This window comes from Enterobacter sp. E1, assembly GCF_016809815.1.
Taxonomy (GTDB): Bacteria; Pseudomonadota; Gammaproteobacteria; order Enterobacterales; family Enterobacteriaceae; genus Enterobacter; species Enterobacter adelaidei.
In genome coordinates, this window is the sequence record NZ_JAFBJM010000012.1 from 67,617 (window position 1) to 82,261 (window position 14,645).

Below are 14,645 nucleotides of genomic sequence, written 5' to 3' on the forward strand. Positions count from 1 at the left end.
TGTCCTTGTCGATTTACGCTATGCTGAAGCCTGTCTCTGGCACGACAAGGAACCTTCATGAAAATTTCCCGCCTCGGTGAAGCGCCGGACTATCGCTTCTCTCTGGCTAATGAACGCACATTTCTGGCGTGGATCCGCACAGCGCTGGGCTTTCTTGCCGCAGGGGTGGGTCTCGATCAGCTCGCGCCTGATTTTGCCACACCGTTGATTCGCGAAGTGCTGGCGTTGCTGCTGTGTCTGTTCGCGGGTGTACTGGCGATTTACGGCTACCTGCGCTGGTTGCGCAATGAGAAGGCGATGCGTCTGAAGCAGGATCTGCCCTATACGCGCGGGTTACTCATCATCAGTACAATCCTGCTGACGGTGGCGGGGGTGATTATGGTGCTGGTGTTCTATGGCGGATAGCCGCAAAGCGCGACGCGAAGCGGACCCCGGCCTGCAGCCGGAGCGGACGTCACTCGCCTGGCTGCGCACGCTGCTGGGGTATGGCGCGCTGATTGCCCTGGCGATTAAGCACAACTGGCACCGTACAGGGGTGCCATTTTGGATCTCACTGGTTGTGCTGGCGTTGGTGGCACTCATTTTATGGCGCTATACCCGCAGCCGTAACCTGATGGATGTGTCGCAGGACGATTTTGTACAGCCGAAGGCGGTGCGGGATAAATTCCTGATCGCCCTGGCTGTACTGTCCCTGTCACTGCTGTTTGCGGTAACCCACCTACAGGCTATTTTTTCCCTTTAGCCAGATATTTCGCCATCTCGTCTTCCGGTACCATTCCGCCGCCGGTCGCCCAGACCAGGTGGGTGACGTTCGCACCGGCATCCACGCGCACCGGCCCGGCCATGCCTGCCAGCGCCGACGGTTCCAGGCGGATCCCTTCCTCCTGCGCCAGCCAGCCGAGCATGTCGTACATGCTCTGATCGGAAAGCGTATAGAACCCGTCAAGCAGGCGTTCCATCGCGCGGCCCACGAAGCCGGACGCCCGTCCTACGGCCAGACCGTCCGCCGCCGTCACGTTATCAATGCCCAGATCCTGCACCGCGATTTCATCGTGCAGGCCGGTGTAGACGCCCAGCAGCATGCACGGCGAATGCGTTGGCTCCGCGAAGAAGCAATGAACGTTATCGCCAAAAGCCAGCTTCAGGCCAAACGCCACACCGCCAGGACCGCCGCCGACGCCGCATGGCAGGTAAACATACAGCGGATGTTCTGCATCCACTACGCGTCCCTGGGCAGCAAACTGTGCCTTAAGGCGCTCGCCTGCTACCGCATAGCCCAGGAACAGGGTGCGGGAGTTTTCATCGTCAATGAAGAAGCAGTTCGGATCGCTTTCTGCCGCTTTGCGCCCCTGTTCCACCGCCACGCCATAATCCTGCTCATACTCCACGACGATCACGCCGTGGCTGCGCAGTTTGGCTTTCTTCCACTCGCGGGCGTCGGCGGACATATGCACCGTCACCTTAAAGCCGATGCGGGCGCTCATAATGCCGATGGACATCCCCAGGTTGCCGGTTGAGCCTACCGCAATGCTGTACTGGCTGAAGAAGTCCTTAAAGCGCGGCTCCAGCAGGATGCTGTAGTCGTCTTCAATGCTCAGCAATCCGGCTTCCAGCGCCAGTTTTTCGGCGTGGGTCAGTACTTCATAGATGCCGCCGCGCGCTTTAATCGAGCCAGAGATCGGCAGATGGCTGTCTTTTTTCAGCAGCAGGGTGCCAGGAATGTTTGTAGCAAATTCCTTCTCCAGCCGTTTTTGCATTGCCGGAATGGCAACCAGTTCAGATTCGATGATGCCTTTGGTCGCCGCTGTTTCCGGGAATGCTTTCGCCAGATACGGCGCGAAGCGGTTGAGGCGAGCATGCGCGTCGTCCACGTCGGCTTTGGTCAGCCCGACGTAAGGCAATCCTTCTGCCAGCGTGGTGGTACGCGGGTTAAGCCAGGTGGTTTCTTTCAGGGCAATCAGATCCTCAACCAGAGGAAACTGTGCGGTTAAAGTAGTGATAGTTGCGTTTTCCATAATACGTCTCTTCGCGCTCAGATAATGAAAGAAAGCAGGAATGTGCCGGCAAGTGCAAGCACCGAGGCGATAAACGTCGCCGTCGTATAGTATTTGAAGGTCTCATTCAGGGTCGCGCCGCAGTACTGCTTCACCAGCCAGAAGAGAGAATCGGTGACGATCGTGCAGCCAATGGCGCCGGAACCGATGGCAATAGTAATGATCTCCGGGCTCACGTTCGGATAGAGCGGCAGCATCGGTGCAACAATCGCGGTGGCGCCCATCATCGCCACCGTAGCCGAACCCACGGCGGCATGCAGAACCAGCGCCACCAGCCAGGCGAGCAGGATAGGGTGCATGTGCAGGTTCGAGAGAATATGCGCCAGCGTATCCGCCAGCCCGCTGGTTTTCAGGATGGCGTTAAACGCCCCGCCCGCGCCGATAATCAGCAAAATGTTGGCGATAGAGCCAAAACCGTGCTCGGTATGGGTCAGCATTGCGCCCATGCTCATATGCTGGCGGATCCCCAGCAGGTAGTAGGCGACAAACACGGCGATAAACATCGCAGTGATCGGGTTGCCGATAAACTCCAGTAGCGTATACAGCGTGCCGTCTTTCGCCATATTTAACTCAGCGATGGTTTTCACCAGCATCAGGGCAATCGGCAGCAGCACCGTGAACAGCGTCGCACCCAGCGATGGCAGCGTATGCTCTTCCCGCACTTTCAGGTCTGAAAATTCCGCCGGAACCGGTTTAAACGGCAGACGGTTGCCGAGCAGTTTCAGGAACAGCGGGCCGCCGACCAGTGAGGCCATCAGGCCCACCAGCAGACCGTAGACGATAACCGTTCCGACATCTGCGCCTAATTTATTGGTGACAAACAGCGCCGCAGGATGGGGAGGCACCACGCAGTGCACCGCCATCAATGCGGTACAGAGCGGAATGGCCAGCTTAAGCAGCGACGTGTGGGTCTTTTTGGCGATGGAAAACGCCAGCGGTATCAGCAGCACCACGCCCACTTCCACGAACAGTGTGATCCCGCAAATCATCCCCACGAGCACCATAATCACGTCAGCTGACAGCCAGCGGCAGCGCTGCAGTGCGATCCCGATGCGCTCTGCCGCCCCGGAGACTTCCATCATCTTGCCAAGAATAGTGCCAAGACCGATTACCGCCGCCAGGAAGCCCAGCGTACCGCCAATCCCGCTCTCAATGGCGTTCACCATATCCAGCGGGCTCATCCCCATCATGGCGCCGACGAAAAAGCTTGCCAGCAGCAGCGCGAGGAACGGGTGAAACTTCAGTTTTACGATGGTTAAAACAATCAACACGATGCTGACAAGCAGCGTTGCCACAACCCAGACCTGAGATCCCATATCTCACCTCACCCTTAAGTAATCTACGGGTATTGGACGAAAAAACGGCATGGGCTGACAAACGATATAAATTGGCTTTCAGATGAGCCAGATTGGATCAACTGAGTGACTAAACTCTAAAAAGTGCACTAAATTCGTATTAGGTTCACATAAATTCATCTTTGAACGGTATGCTGAACATGAAAATAAGACGTGGGAATTGTGATGAACGATGTGAATGAAGCCCGAAACCGGCTGTTAAACGGCTGGCAGCTGTCGAAAATGTACACCTTTGAGGTAGCTGCCCGGCACGAGTCCTTCGCGCTGGCTGCGGAAGAGTTGTCGCTCAGCCCCAGCGCGGTGAGTCACCGCATCAACCTGCTGGAAGAGGAGCTGGGCATTCAGCTGTTTGTCCGCTCGCACCGTAAAGTCGAGCTGACGCAGGAGGGAAAACGCGTTTACTGGACGCTAAAATCTTCACTCGACACCCTGAACCAGGAGATCCTGGATATCAAAAACCAGGCGCTGTCCGGTACGCTGACGGTCTACTCCCGACCGTCGATTGCCCAGTGCTGGCTGGTCCCTATGCTGGGGGATTTTACCCGTCGCTACCCGTCTATTTCTCTCACCATCCTGACCGGCAACGATTACGTCAATATGCAGCGAACGGGCGTCGATCTGGCGCTGTATTTTGACGATACGCCGCCAAATCACCTTTCTCATCACTTTTTGATGGATGAGGAGATTTTGCCTGTCTGCTCACCGCAGTATGCCCGCGAGCATGAACTGCTGAAAAACCCCGATAACCTCAGTCACTGCACGCTACTACACGACCGTCAGGCCTGGAGCAACGATTCCGGTACGGATGAATGGTTGAGCTGGGCGCAGCACTTTGCGGTGAATATGCCGCCATCGTCGGGCATTGGTTTCGATCGTTCCGATTTAGCGATTATCGCGGCCATTAACCATGTCGGCGTCGCGATGGGCAGAAAGCGGCTGGTGCAGAAACGGCTGGAACGAGGCGAGCTGATTGCCCCGTTTGGCGAAAAGACCCTGAAATGTCATCAGCACTACTATATTTCGACGCTTTCTGGCCGTCAGTGGCCGAAAATTGACGCCTTTATCGGCTGGCTGAGAGAACTGGCAGGTTGAAGAATTATTACGCTTTCGCTCTACACCAAATGTGAAAAAGCGTGCTAAATACAGGTAATGCTTTCGATTTATCCAGGGTAAACCGTGTTAAAGCTTTTTATTGCCTCTGCATTACTGATCTCTTCCGGCTGGGCGATTGCCGCTGAGCCGCCGCTGACGGCCGCCCTTTATGCGCAGCAGCTGGGTGTCGGGATGGATGTGGACTGGGCGCGCACCGAGCGCGGCATACGTGAATTCGACCCGCTGGTGGTACGCGATTTTCGAGCAAAAGGCATTACCCACGTGCGCATCCGCGTCGCCGATGAGCCGACGGAAGCGCGGCTGATCCACCTGCGCAAGCTGGTGGAAGCCTGCGAGCAGTATGGCGTGATCCCGATAGTCGCGTATCAGGCAGATGAATATAAAAACGACCCGAAAGCCGATAACGAGAAAGAGACGGTCAACTGGTGGATTGCCGTGGCGCACTATTTCGGTCAGAGCTACCCTCTGCTGGGTTTTGACCTCATCTATGAGCCGGCCGACAAGCTCAACCACAACCTGGCGTCGTTAAACCGCGTCTATGAAAAGACCATTAAAGCGATCCACGACATTGACCCGCAGCGCATGATCTTCATTGCGCCGCGCCTGCGTGCCGCGCCGGAGGATTTATCCAACCTGAAGCTGCCCGCGCACAGCCAGAACTACCTGCTGGCGGAGTGGCATATTTTCCCGTGGGGGCCGCTGAAGAATGGCGGCAAATACCCGTGGACGTCCGGCACGGCGGCAGAGAAAGCGGCTATCCGTAACCGCATCAATGCCGCGCTGCACTGGCAGCAAAAAACCGGGCACGTTAGCTGGGTCGGGGGTTGGGGCGTTGGGGAATCAAGCCGTTTCACCCCAACCGCTTCGCAAATGGCCTTTGCCACCTTTATGGCCTGCGAGCTGCAAAAGGCGAAAATCCCGTATGCGCTTAACGCGGATTTCCAGTTTTACGACGGGGAGGAGGGCGCCTGGCGGCCTGCGCCAGAGCCGTTATTGCAGGCGATGATCGCCCCTGTCTGTGAAAAGCCCAGCGAAAAGCCGGGCCATCATGCGGTTAAACAGGCTGCTCGTGATGCGGGACACGCGACGCCAGCGGCAGCCAGCACAGTAAAATCAGCAGTCCCATCAGCGTCATCAGCAGGCCCAGACTAGCCTGCCCGGTCTGCGGCATCATGGCGGATAGCCAGGCCAGCGCGCCGGAACCGATGTTCTGCAAACCGCCCACCAGCGCCCCCGCAGTGCCTGCCAGGAACGGGAACGGCTCCATAGCGCCGCTGGTGGCGAGAGGGAACAACATCCCCGCACCGAAGAAGAACAGTGCCGCCGGGATCAGCAACGTCCAGACGGTCATCACGCCGAACAGCCCCGGAACCCACATCATTACGCCTGCCAGCAGGCAGCTAATGACCGATTGCCACATTAACGTCGAGAAACGTTTGTTGGGACGTCCGGCAAACCAGGCACCGAAGAACGCCGCAGGAATAGGCAGAATAAACAGAATACTGACCACCATGCTGCTCAGGCCAAGCCCTGCGCCCAGGAGTACACCGGAGCAGGCTTCGAACACCGCAATACCCGCCAGGCCACCGATCAGCATCAGCAGGTAACAGGTAAATGCCCCGTTGCCGAACAGCGTTTTATAGCTGGCGATAAGCTTCGTACGTGGTGCGTCTTGCGGGCGCGTTTCCGGCATCCAGCGCGCCATGCTAAAAGTGACGATCATGCACAGCACCAGCAGGAAAGCGTAACAGGCCCGCCAGGACCACATCGTGTCCAGCAGGCCGCCAATCAGCGGGGCCAGCAGCGGGCTGACCAGAATTCCCATGTTCAACAAACTGTTAGCATGGCGAAGCTGAGTGCCCTGATACATATCCCTCGGTAAGGTACGCGCCATCACCCCGCCGACGCCGGTGCCGACACCCTGCAGGGCGCTGGCGGCAATCAACACGGTCAGGTTGTGGGTGGTCATCGCGATCGTCGTGGCGACCATGAAAATAGACATACCGACTAAAATCACCGGGCGGCGGCCGATACGGTCAGAGAGCGGCCCATAGAACAACTGCGAAACGCCATAGGTCAGCAGGTAGGCTGCCATCACGCTTTGTACTGCGCCCTCACGGACGTTAAGTTCCTTTGCCATGTCGGCAATCGCCGGAATGTAGATGGTTTGTGCCATCTGACCGACGGCCACCAGTAACACCAGCATCAACAATAAGTTAACGTTCCTTTGTTTTTTCATGTCGCTGAATACTTTTGCCAAAAGAGAAAAATGAAGAATAAGTGACTGCGCATTCCCATAAATGCGCGAGGAATCTACCACAGTGAGATGACAATTTAAGCATTGTCGTGGTGAATGAAAAAACCGGTAAAGGCAGGATTTGTAAACAAGATCGGCAACTAATGTTGCCAGTGGATTACGCCAGGCGTAGTAAGATAGCCCCGCCGGCAATACCCAGCGCAGCAGCGATGCGCAGACCAGCAACCTTCTCTTTCAAAAGCACAAAAGCAATTAACGCACCGAAGAGAATTGAGGTTTCACGTAGCGCGGCGACAACCGCAAGCGGAGCCTGAGTCATCGCCCATAATGCCAGGCCATACGATCCCATCGTCCCGACACCGCCGAGCAGCCCTTTTTTCCAGTGCAGACCCAGGTAACGAGAGGCTTCGCGTCGTCGCGCTACCATCGCCCAGCACAGCAGACAGAAGCCATTCATAAAGAAGGTCCAGAGCGTATAACCCAGTGCGGTGTCGGATAAACGTACGCCCGTGCCGTCCACCAGCGTATACCCGGCGATAAAACAGGCGTTGAGTAGCGCCAGCCATATCCCTTTGCGCGACCGCATCCGGCCATTCATCGCCATGGCCAGAATCGACAGGCAGATCACGCCGATACCGGACCATGCGAGCCATGAGAGGCTATCCCCGAGCACCAGCATGCTGATCAGCGCCACCAGCAACGGGGCTGTCCCGCGCATCAATGGATAGGTCTGGCTCATGTCTGAGACCTGATATGTCTTCGCCACCAGTACGGTATACACCACCTGTAAGGCACAGGAGACAATCAAAAACGGCCAGCTTTCTGCAGAAGGCTGTGGGGAAAACGGCAGTAAGACCAGAGCGATAACCGTGGCGGAGCCGCTGACGCTAATCGCGGAATAGAGCTTGTCCGTTCCGGCTTTGACGATGGCATTCCAGCTGGCATGCAGCAGTGCGGCGAAGAGCAAAATGCAGAAAACGGTGATGGTCATGGGGTATCGGCTGATGAATTGTCACTCAACTGTAACATTCACACCCTGATGCTGCCAGCCGGTTACACCGCACAAAAAAGGCGGTGCGTCACCCGTGGTTCGTCCGAGACCAGCGTAAAACCCGCCCGGCGATAGAACCCGTAAGCGGTGTCAGGCGCGTGGGTATTGAGAAAATCAAACCAGATGCTGGCATCGGCCATCACCACGGTCAAAAGCTGTTTGCCAATGCCCAGCTCACGGCATTTCTCGCTGACATAGAGGTGGCGAATGCGCCCGGCACGCGGCTGCTGGCTGAAGGGATCGCGGTTGAGGCCGCACACGCCTACCAGTTTGCCGTTGAGAAACGCCCCCAGTAGCTTTTCACCCGGCGCGTTAAAGCGGTTCTCACCACGCTGCCAGTTCTCTTCCAGCCTGCGCAGCATGTTGAAATTCAGTGCGATACTCTCAGCCTTCAGGGCGATGTAGCCCGGCTCATCCGGGGTGACGGGCTCAATTAACAGACGCGACATAGCATTCCCTCGTTATTAAAGAGGGGCGGTTGCCCGCCCCTCTCAGGTGCGACTTGAACCTGAATCACCGAAGGTATTTCAGGACAGCATCAAGCAGTTGCAGTACAGCAACAATGAGTTTGAGGATAAGTATCACCATATCCACTACGCTCATACGCGTCTCCTTTTGGTAAAAAGGAGCACGATGCTGGCGTACCTTTCCGCCGCCTGTTGCCAGCACCTGGATTGACGTAACACAGTGTGCTCACTTCGGGGGTTAAGGCACTGACGGCACCACCCGTTTCAGCCAGGACTTTGTTGCGCCGGTAGAACAGCGGCCCCCTCGCGCACTGCGAACACCCTCAGTATAGATAAACACTGTATGCATGAACAGTATTTTATGGACAAAATTAGGAAGACGATCCATACTCAAAAACGTCAAAATCCGTGCCCGAATTGCGCGTTCTTCTGCGATCGCGTATACTTTTTGCGTTGACGTAACACAGTGTGTTCTGCGGCGACCAACCGCAAACCCTGATAAAAACCTCGCTTAGGCGGGGTTTTTTGTTTTCATCACCCAACAAACGAAACGTGATCCCTGACGCATTTTTGCGCAGATGAAAATATTTCCATTGTCACGCCAGAAAACCTGTGTTTGTATAAATTCCATCAATGATTCCAAACACAGGTCCCCAATGACTTCATCCATCTTCACTTCGACCCTACTAAAAACTGCGCAACCAGCCGCAGTGGTCGTCGTGCGTGTGGTGGTGGTCGTCGGCAATGCGCCGTAGGGACTGGATCAACACACGAATCCAAAACCCCGCCGGCGCAAACCGGGCGGGGTTTTTCGTTTAAGAGCCTCCCCGGAAAGTCGGCCCAGAAGAAAAGGACTGGAGCATGGCAAGTTCGGGCACAACATCCACCAAGAAGCGTTTTACTGGCGCGCAGTTAATCGTTCATTTACTGGAACGACAGGGCATCACCACGGTTGCGGGTATCCCTGGCGGGACGGTGCTGCCGCTGTACGATGCGTTAAGCCAAAGCACGCAGATCCGCCACGTCCTGGCGCGCCACGAGCAGGGGGCTGGTTTTATCGCCCAGGGCATGGCACGTACGCAGGGTAAACCGGCGGTTTGTATGGCCTGTAGCGGCCCGGGGGCGACCAACCTGGTGACCGCCATTGCCGATGCACGTCTCGACTCCATTCCGCTGATCTGCATTACCGGCCAGGTACCATCCTCAATGATTGGTACTGATGCGTTCCAGGAAGTGGATACCTACGGCATCTCTATCCCCATCACCAAACATAACTATTTAGTTCGCGATATCGCCGAGCTTCCTCAGGTTATCAGCGATGCGTTCCGCATTGCGCAGTCAGGCCGTCCAGGCCCGGTGTGGATAGACATTCCTAAGGATGTCCAGACCGCAGAGATCGAGATCGACGTACTGCCTGAGCCGGGCGGCCGTGCCCCTGCCCCGGAATTCAGCGCTGAAAGCGTACGTGACGCCGCAGCCATGATTAACGCCGCCAAACGCCCGGTGCTCTATCTGGGCGGCGGGGCGATTAATGCCTCTGACGCGGTGCGTGAGCTGGCAGAGAAAGCCAACCTGCCCACCACCATGACGCTGATGGCGCTTGGTATGCTCCCGAAAGCGCACCCGCTGTCACTTGGGATGCTGGGGATGCACGGTGCGCGCAGCACCAACTACATTCTGCAAGAGGCTGATTTGCTGATTGTTCTCGGCGCACGTTTTGATGACCGGGCGATCGGCAAAACCGAACAGTTCTGTCCGAATGCCAAAATCATTCACGTGGATATCGATCGCGCCGAGCTGGGTAAAATTAAACAGCCGCACGTCGCGATTCAGGGTGACGTTGCCGAGGTACTGGCACAGCTGATCCCGCAGACAGAAGCGACCGGGCGTGAAGAGTGGCGTCAGCTGGTAGCCGACCTGCAACAGGAATTCCCTGGTGCAATCCCAACGGAAGGCGACCCGCTCAGCCACTACGGACTGATTAACGCCGTGGCTGCCTGCGTGGACGACAGCGCGATCATTACCACCGACGTGGGCCAGCACCAGATGTGGACCGCGCAGGCCTACCCGCTGAACCGTCCGCGCCAGTGGCTGACCTCCGGCGGCCTCGGGACCATGGGCTTTGGCCTGCCTGCGGCAGTAGGCGCGGCGCTGGCGAATCCGGACCGGAAGGTTATCTGTTTCTCCGGTGATGGCAGCCTGATGATGAACATTCAGGAAATGGCGACCGCGGCCGAAAACCAGTTAGACGTCAAAATCATCCTGATGAACAACGAAGCGCTGGGGCTGGTGCATCAGCAGCAGAGCCTGTTCTATAAGCAGGGCGTGTTTGCCGCGACCTATCCCGGTATGATCAACTTTATGCAGATTGCCGCCGGCTTTGGCCTGCATACCTGCGATTTGAACGCTGAAGAGGATGCCCACGCGGCATTGCAGGAAGCGATTTCACGCCCGGGCCCGGCGCTGATCCACGTGCGTATCGACCCTGAACAAAAAGTGTATCCGATGGTGCCGCCGGGTGCGGCAAATACTGAGATGGTGGGGGAATAAGCCATGCAGAAACAACATGATAACGTCATTCTGGAACTCACCGTCCGCAACCACCCTGGCGTCATGACGCACGTCTGTGGGCTATTCGCCCGTCGCGCGTTTAACGTTGAAGGCATTCTCTGTCTGCCGATTCAGGGCAGCGAGCACAGCCGCATCTGGCTGCTGGTCAACGACGATCAGCGCCTGGAACAGATGATGGCGCAGATCGATAAGCTGGAAGATGTCACCAAAGTGGCGCGCAACCAGTCCGATCCCACCATGTTTAATAAAATTGCGGTGTTCTTCGAATAAATCGCTCATTGCTTGAACACCCACGCGCTTATCGTTAAGGTAAGCGCGTTTTTTTATCTGCTCGCCAGGAACGCGCCATGACGACCATCGCTCTTATCGACGACCACCTTATCGTCCGCTCCGGATTTGCTCAGCTTTTGAACCTTGAACCTGATTTTGAGGTCGTCGCAGAGTTCGGCTCCGGGCGCGAGGCGCTGGCCGGTTTGCCCGGACGTGGGGTGCAGGTCTGTATTTGTGACATCTCAATGCCGGATCTCTCCGGGCTGGAACTGCTGAGTCAGTTACCGAAGGGAATGGCGATCATTATGCTTTCGGTCCATGACAGCCCGGCGCTGGTGGAGCAGGCGCTCAATGCGGGGGCGCGCGGGTTCCTTTCAAAACGCTGTAGCCCGGACGAACTGATCGCCGCCGTGCGCACCGTCTCCACCGGCGGCTGCTACCTGACGCCGGATATCGCCATCAAGCTGGCCTCCGGGCGACAAGATCCGCTGACCAAACGCGAGCGGCAGGTGGCGGAGAAGCTCGCTCAGGGGATGTCGGTGAAAGAGATTGCCGCTGAGCTGGATCTGTCGCCGAAAACGGTTCACGTTCACCGCGCCAACCTGATGGAAAAACTCAACGTCAGCAACGACGTCGAGCTGGCGCGCCGCATGTTTGATAGCTGGCAATGAGCCCCGTGCTTTCGCGGCTGATCGCCGTCGTCGCCAGCTTTTTTATCTTCTCTGCAGCCTGGTTTTGCCTGTGGAGCATCAGCCTGCATCTGGTGGAGCGCCCGGAACTGGCAGTACTGCTGTTCCCGTTCGGCCTGCGTCTGGGGTTAATGCTGCAGTGCCCGCGTGGCTACTGGCCCGTTTTGTTGGGCGCAGAATGGCTGATGCTGGTCTGGCTGGCACAAGAAGTGGCGCTGGCGCATCTGCCCTTATTGATGACCGGAAGCCTGCTCACGCTTCTCCCTGTTGCCCTTATTTCCCGCTATCGCCACCAGCGCGACTGGCGCACGCTGTTGCGTCAGGGGGCGGCGCTGATTGCCGCCGCGCTGCTGCAATCTCTCCCGTGGGTCGGCGAGAAAGAGATGCTCAACGCTCTTCTACTGACCCTTACCGGCGGCCTGACGCTCGCGCCAACCTGTCTGGTGATCTGGCATTACCTCACCAGTACCGTCTGGCAGCCGCTGGGCCCCGCGCTGGTTTCTCAGCCGGTGAACTGGCGCGCACGGCACCTCATCTGGTATCTGCTGCTGTTTGTGGTAAGCCTGTGGCTGCAGCTTGGTCTGCCCGCTGAGCTCTCGCGTTTTACTCCGTTTTGTCTTGCCCTGCCGATTATTGCGCTTGCGTGGCACTACGGCTGGCAAGGGGCGCTTATCGCCACCCTGATGAACGCCATTGCGCTGATAGCCAGCCAGACCTGGCACGATCATCCGGTAGATTTACTCCTCTCCCTGCTGGCGCAAAGCCTGACCGGGCTGCTGCTCGGGGCGGGCATTCAACGGTTGCGTGAACTGAACCAGTCTTTGCAAACCGAGCTGGCGCGCAACCGTCGTCTGGCCGAACGCCTGCTGGAAACCGAAGAGAGCGTACGGCAGGAGGTCGCGCGCGAACTGCACGATGACATCGGCCAGACCATTACCGCCATCCGCACGCAGGCGGGCATCGTTCAGCGTCTGGCGGCGGAAAACGCCGGCGTGAAGCAGGGTGGGGCGCATATCGAACAGCTCTCGCTGGGTGTGTATGACTCGGTAAGGCGTTTGCTCGGAAGGTTACGTCCACGCCAGCTGGATGATTTGTCTCTGGAGCAGGCGGTGCGATCGCTCATGCGCGAGATGGAGCTGGAAAGTCGCGGGATTGTCAGCCATCTCGACTGGCGGATTGAAGAATCGCTGCTGAGTGAAGGCCAGCGTGTGACGCTGTTTCGGGTGTGTCAGGAAGGGCTGAATAATATTGTGAAGCACGCCAATGCCAGCGCGGTAACGTTGCAGGCCTGGCAGCAGGACGAGCGTCTGATGCTGGTAATTGAAGATGACGGCTGCGGCCTGCCGCCGGGCTCCGGCCAGCAGGGATTTGGTCTGGCGGGGATGCGCGAGCGCGTGAAGGCGCTGGGCGGCACGCTGAATATCTCCTGCACCCACGGAACGCGCGTCAGCGTCAGTTTGCCGCTGAGGAGTTACCATGTTTAAAGCCCCGGCTAATGCCACCCCGATCGGCGATAAAAATGAAATTGACGCCCGCTATCGTTACTGGCGTCGCCATATTCTGATCACCATCTGGCTCGGCTATGCGCTGTTCTACTTCACCCGCAAAAGCTTCAACGCCGCCGCACCGGAGATCCTCGCCAGCGGCGTGATGGCCCGCACCGATATCGGCCTGCTGGCGACGCTGTTTTACATTACTTATGGCCTGTCGAAGTTCTTCTCCGGCATCGTCAGCGACCGCTCCAACGCCCGCTATTTTATGGGCTTCGGGCTGATTGCCACGGGAGTGGTGAATATCCTGTTTGGTTTTTCCACCTCGCTGTGGGCTTTTGCGCTGCTGTGGGCGCTGAACGCCTTTTTCCAGGGCTGGGGCGCGCCGGTTTGTGCCCGATTACTTACCACCTGGTACTCGCGCAACGAGCGTGGCGGCTGGTGGGCAGTCTGGAACACCGCGCATAACGTGGGTGGTGCGCTGATCCCCATCGTCGTCGGCGCAGCGGCGCTGCATTACGGCTGGCGTGCAGGCATGATGATTGCGGGCGGGTTAGCGATTATCGCCGGGTTGTTCCTCTGCTGGCGTTTGCGCGACAGGCCGCAGACCGTAGGACTTCCCGCGGTGGGTGACTGGCGTCATGATGAGATGGAAATTGCCCAGCAGCAGGAAGGGGCGGGGTTAACCCGTAAAGAAATCCTCACCAAATACGTGCTGAAGAACCCCTATATCTGGCTGCTGTCGCTCTGTTACGTGCTGGTCTACGTGGTGCGCGCGGCGATCAACGACTGGGGTAATTTGTACATGTCTGAGACGCTTGGCGTGGATCTGGTGACGGCCAACTCGGCGGTGACCATGTTTGAACTGGGTGGGTTTATCGGCGCGCTGGTGGCGGGCTGGGGATCGGACAAGCTGTTCAACGGCAACCGTGGCCCGATGAATCTCATTTTTGCTGCCGGGATTTTGCTCTCGGTAGGCTCGCTGTGGCTGATGCCGTTTGCCAGCTACGTGATGCAGGCGGCGTGCTTCTTCACCACCGGTTTCTTTGTGTTTGGCCCGCAGATGCTGATCGGCATGGCGGCGGCGGAGTGCTCGCACAAAGAGGCGGCCGGTGCGGCGACGGGCTTTGTCGGGCTGTTTGCCTACCTTGGCGCATCGCTCTCCGGCTGGCCGCTGGCGCGGGTCATCGACATCTGGCACTGGAGCGGTTTCTTCGCGGTGATCGCCATCGCGGCGGGGGTTTCTGCTCTGCTGCTGTTGCCGTTTTTGCACGCCCAGGTGCCGCGCGAAGCGTGATACGTCTCACCTTTTCGCCCCGAATGGGGCA

At 57.7% G+C, this 14,645-nt stretch carries 16 protein-coding genes; 10 read left to right on the forward strand and 6 right to left on the reverse strand.

The window, feature by feature from the left end; translation table 11 throughout:
• Positions 1-57 precede the first annotated feature (57 nt).
• Together JGF26_RS20730 and JGF26_RS20735 are read left to right on the forward strand one after the other, a co-directional pair.
• Positions 58-405 carry a YidH family protein gene (locus JGF26_RS20730; protein ID WP_028017795.1) on the forward strand — a complete coding sequence of 116 codons (348 nt, stop codon included), beginning with the start codon at positions 58-60 and terminating at the stop codon, positions 403-405.
• Positions 395-742, forward strand: coding sequence for a DUF202 domain-containing protein (locus JGF26_RS20735; protein ID WP_028017796.1), 348 nt, complete (start codon positions 395-397; stop codon positions 740-742). Before JGF26_RS20730 ends, JGF26_RS20735 begins: the two co-directional genes overlap by 11 nt.
• On the opposite strand, the gene dsdA is transcribed toward JGF26_RS20735, so the two are convergent.
• Together dsdA and dsdX are read right to left on the reverse strand one after the other, a co-directional pair.
• Complete coding sequence (dsdA, locus tag JGF26_RS20740; RefSeq protein ID WP_134708658.1) at positions 726-2,015, reverse strand: D-serine ammonia-lyase; 1,290 nt, start codon at positions 2,013-2,015, stop codon at positions 726-728. The two genes, JGF26_RS20735 and dsdA, sit on opposite strands and share 17 nt — an antisense overlap.
• Before the next feature lie 17 nt (positions 2,016-2,032).
• Positions 2,033-3,370 carry a D-serine transporter DsdX gene (dsdX, locus tag JGF26_RS20745; protein ID WP_134708657.1) on the reverse strand — a complete coding sequence of 446 codons (1,338 nt, stop codon included), beginning with the start codon at positions 3,368-3,370 and terminating at the stop codon, positions 2,033-2,035.
• A 204-nt stretch (positions 3,371-3,574) separates the two neighbouring features.
• On the opposite strand from dsdX, the gene dsdC reads away from it, so the two are divergent.
• A complete protein-coding gene (gene dsdC, locus JGF26_RS20750) occupies positions 3,575-4,501 on the forward strand; it encodes a DNA-binding transcriptional regulator DsdC (protein WP_128348482.1) in 927 nt (308 codons plus the stop codon).
• 84 nt (positions 4,502-4,585) lie between these two features.
• Entirely contained in the window at positions 4,586-5,674 is a 1,089-nt protein-coding gene (locus JGF26_RS20755) for a cellulase family glycosylhydrolase (RefSeq protein WP_134708656.1), read from the forward strand.
• On the opposite strand, the gene emrD is transcribed toward JGF26_RS20755, so the two are convergent.
• The 4 genes from emrD to tisB all read right to left on the reverse strand — a co-directional run bounded on the left by emrD (position 5,577) and on the right by tisB (position 8,433).
• Positions 5,577-6,761: a multidrug efflux MFS transporter EmrD gene (gene emrD, locus JGF26_RS20760; protein WP_028017801.1), complete on the reverse strand. Its 1,185-nt coding sequence runs from the start codon at positions 6,759-6,761 to the stop codon at positions 5,577-5,579. The two genes, JGF26_RS20755 and emrD, sit on opposite strands and share 98 nt — an antisense overlap.
• Positions 6,762-6,936: 175 nt before the next feature.
• Positions 6,937-7,770 (reverse strand): EamA family transporter, encoded by an 834-nt coding sequence (locus tag JGF26_RS20765; RefSeq protein WP_134708655.1) that lies wholly within the window; start codon positions 7,768-7,770, stop codon positions 6,937-6,939.
• A 62-nt stretch (positions 7,771-7,832) separates the two neighbouring features.
• The gene (locus JGF26_RS20770) at positions 7,833-8,279 is read right to left on the reverse strand and encodes a GNAT family N-acetyltransferase (protein WP_134708654.1); all 447 of its coding nucleotides are present in this window, start codon (positions 8,277-8,279) and stop codon (positions 7,833-7,835) included.
• A 64-nt stretch (positions 8,280-8,343) separates the two neighbouring features.
• On the reverse strand, positions 8,344-8,433 hold the full coding sequence (tisB, locus tag JGF26_RS20775) for a type I toxin-antitoxin system toxin TisB (protein ID WP_020684667.1): 90 nt from the start codon (positions 8,431-8,433) through the stop codon (positions 8,344-8,346).
• 520 nt (positions 8,434-8,953) lie between these two features.
• Between tisB and ivbL the strand changes: the two genes are divergently transcribed.
• From ivbL to JGF26_RS20805, 6 genes are all read left to right on the forward strand, one after another.
• Positions 8,954-9,052 carry an ilvB operon leader peptide IvbL gene (ivbL, locus tag JGF26_RS20780; RefSeq protein ID WP_057979964.1) on the forward strand — a complete coding sequence of 33 codons (99 nt, stop codon included), beginning with the start codon at positions 8,954-8,956 and terminating at the stop codon, positions 9,050-9,052.
• A gap of 106 nt (positions 9,053-9,158) precedes the next feature.
• On the forward strand, positions 9,159-10,847 hold the full coding sequence (gene ilvB / locus JGF26_RS20785; RefSeq protein WP_134708653.1) for an acetolactate synthase large subunit: 1,689 nt from the start codon (positions 9,159-9,161) through the stop codon (positions 10,845-10,847).
• 3 nt (positions 10,848-10,850) lie between these two features.
• The gene (gene ilvN, locus JGF26_RS20790) at positions 10,851-11,138 is read left to right on the forward strand and encodes an acetolactate synthase small subunit (protein ID WP_010426528.1); all 288 of its coding nucleotides are present in this window, start codon (positions 10,851-10,853) and stop codon (positions 11,136-11,138) included.
• A 77-nt stretch (positions 11,139-11,215) separates the two neighbouring features.
• On the forward strand, positions 11,216-11,809 hold the full coding sequence (gene uhpA, locus JGF26_RS20795) for a transcriptional regulator UhpA (protein WP_049007055.1): 594 nt from the start codon (positions 11,216-11,218) through the stop codon (positions 11,807-11,809).
• Positions 11,806-13,311, forward strand: coding sequence for a signal transduction histidine-protein kinase/phosphatase UhpB (uhpB, locus tag JGF26_RS20800; RefSeq protein WP_028017805.1), 1,506 nt, complete (start codon positions 11,806-11,808; stop codon positions 13,309-13,311). The genes uhpA and uhpB overlap by 4 nt, the downstream gene beginning before the upstream one ends.
• On the forward strand, positions 13,304-14,614 hold the full coding sequence (locus JGF26_RS20805; protein WP_028017806.1) for an MFS transporter: 1,311 nt from the start codon (positions 13,304-13,306) through the stop codon (positions 14,612-14,614). Before uhpB ends, JGF26_RS20805 begins: the two co-directional genes overlap by 8 nt.
• Positions 14,615-14,645: the final 31 nt, after the last annotated feature.

Excerpts from the sequence above, each read along its gene's own strand:
- JGF26_RS20730 (WP_028017795.1), top strand. The coding sequence starts at position 58 with ATGAAAATTTCCCGCCTCGGTGAAGCGCCGGACTATCGCTTCTCTCTG.
- JGF26_RS20735 (WP_028017796.1), top strand. The coding sequence starts at position 395 with ATGGCGGATAGCCGCAAAGCGCGACGCGAAGCGGACCCCGGCCTGCAG.
- dsdA (WP_134708658.1), bottom strand. The coding sequence starts at position 2,015 with ATGGAAAACGCAACTATCACTACTTTAACCGCACAGTTTCCTCTGGTT.
- dsdX (WP_134708657.1), bottom strand. The coding sequence starts at position 3,370 with ATGGGATCTCAGGTCTGGGTTGTGGCAACGCTGCTTGTCAGCATCGTG.
- dsdC (WP_128348482.1), top strand. The coding sequence starts at position 3,575 with ATGAACGATGTGAATGAAGCCCGAAACCGGCTGTTAAACGGCTGGCAG.
- emrD (WP_028017801.1), bottom strand. The coding sequence starts at position 6,761 with ATGAAAAAACAAAGGAACGTTAACTTATTGTTGATGCTGGTGTTACTG.
- JGF26_RS20765 (WP_134708655.1), bottom strand. The coding sequence starts at position 7,770 with ATGACCATCACCGTTTTCTGCATTTTGCTCTTCGCCGCACTGCTGCAT.
- JGF26_RS20770 (WP_134708654.1), bottom strand. The coding sequence starts at position 8,279 with ATGTCGCGTCTGTTAATTGAGCCCGTCACCCCGGATGAGCCGGGCTAC.
- tisB (WP_020684667.1), bottom strand. The coding sequence starts at position 8,433 with ATGAGCGTAGTGGATATGGTGATACTTATCCTCAAACTCATTGTTGCT.
- ivbL (WP_057979964.1), top strand. The coding sequence starts at position 8,954 with ATGACTTCATCCATCTTCACTTCGACCCTACTAAAAACTGCGCAACCA.
- ilvB (WP_134708653.1), top strand. The coding sequence starts at position 9,159 with ATGGCAAGTTCGGGCACAACATCCACCAAGAAGCGTTTTACTGGCGCG.
- ilvN (WP_010426528.1), top strand. The coding sequence starts at position 10,851 with ATGCAGAAACAACATGATAACGTCATTCTGGAACTCACCGTCCGCAAC.
- uhpA (WP_049007055.1), top strand. The coding sequence starts at position 11,216 with ATGACGACCATCGCTCTTATCGACGACCACCTTATCGTCCGCTCCGGA.
- uhpB (WP_028017805.1), top strand. The coding sequence starts at position 11,806 with ATGAGCCCCGTGCTTTCGCGGCTGATCGCCGTCGTCGCCAGCTTTTTT.
- JGF26_RS20805 (WP_028017806.1), top strand. The coding sequence starts at position 13,304 with ATGTTTAAAGCCCCGGCTAATGCCACCCCGATCGGCGATAAAAATGAA.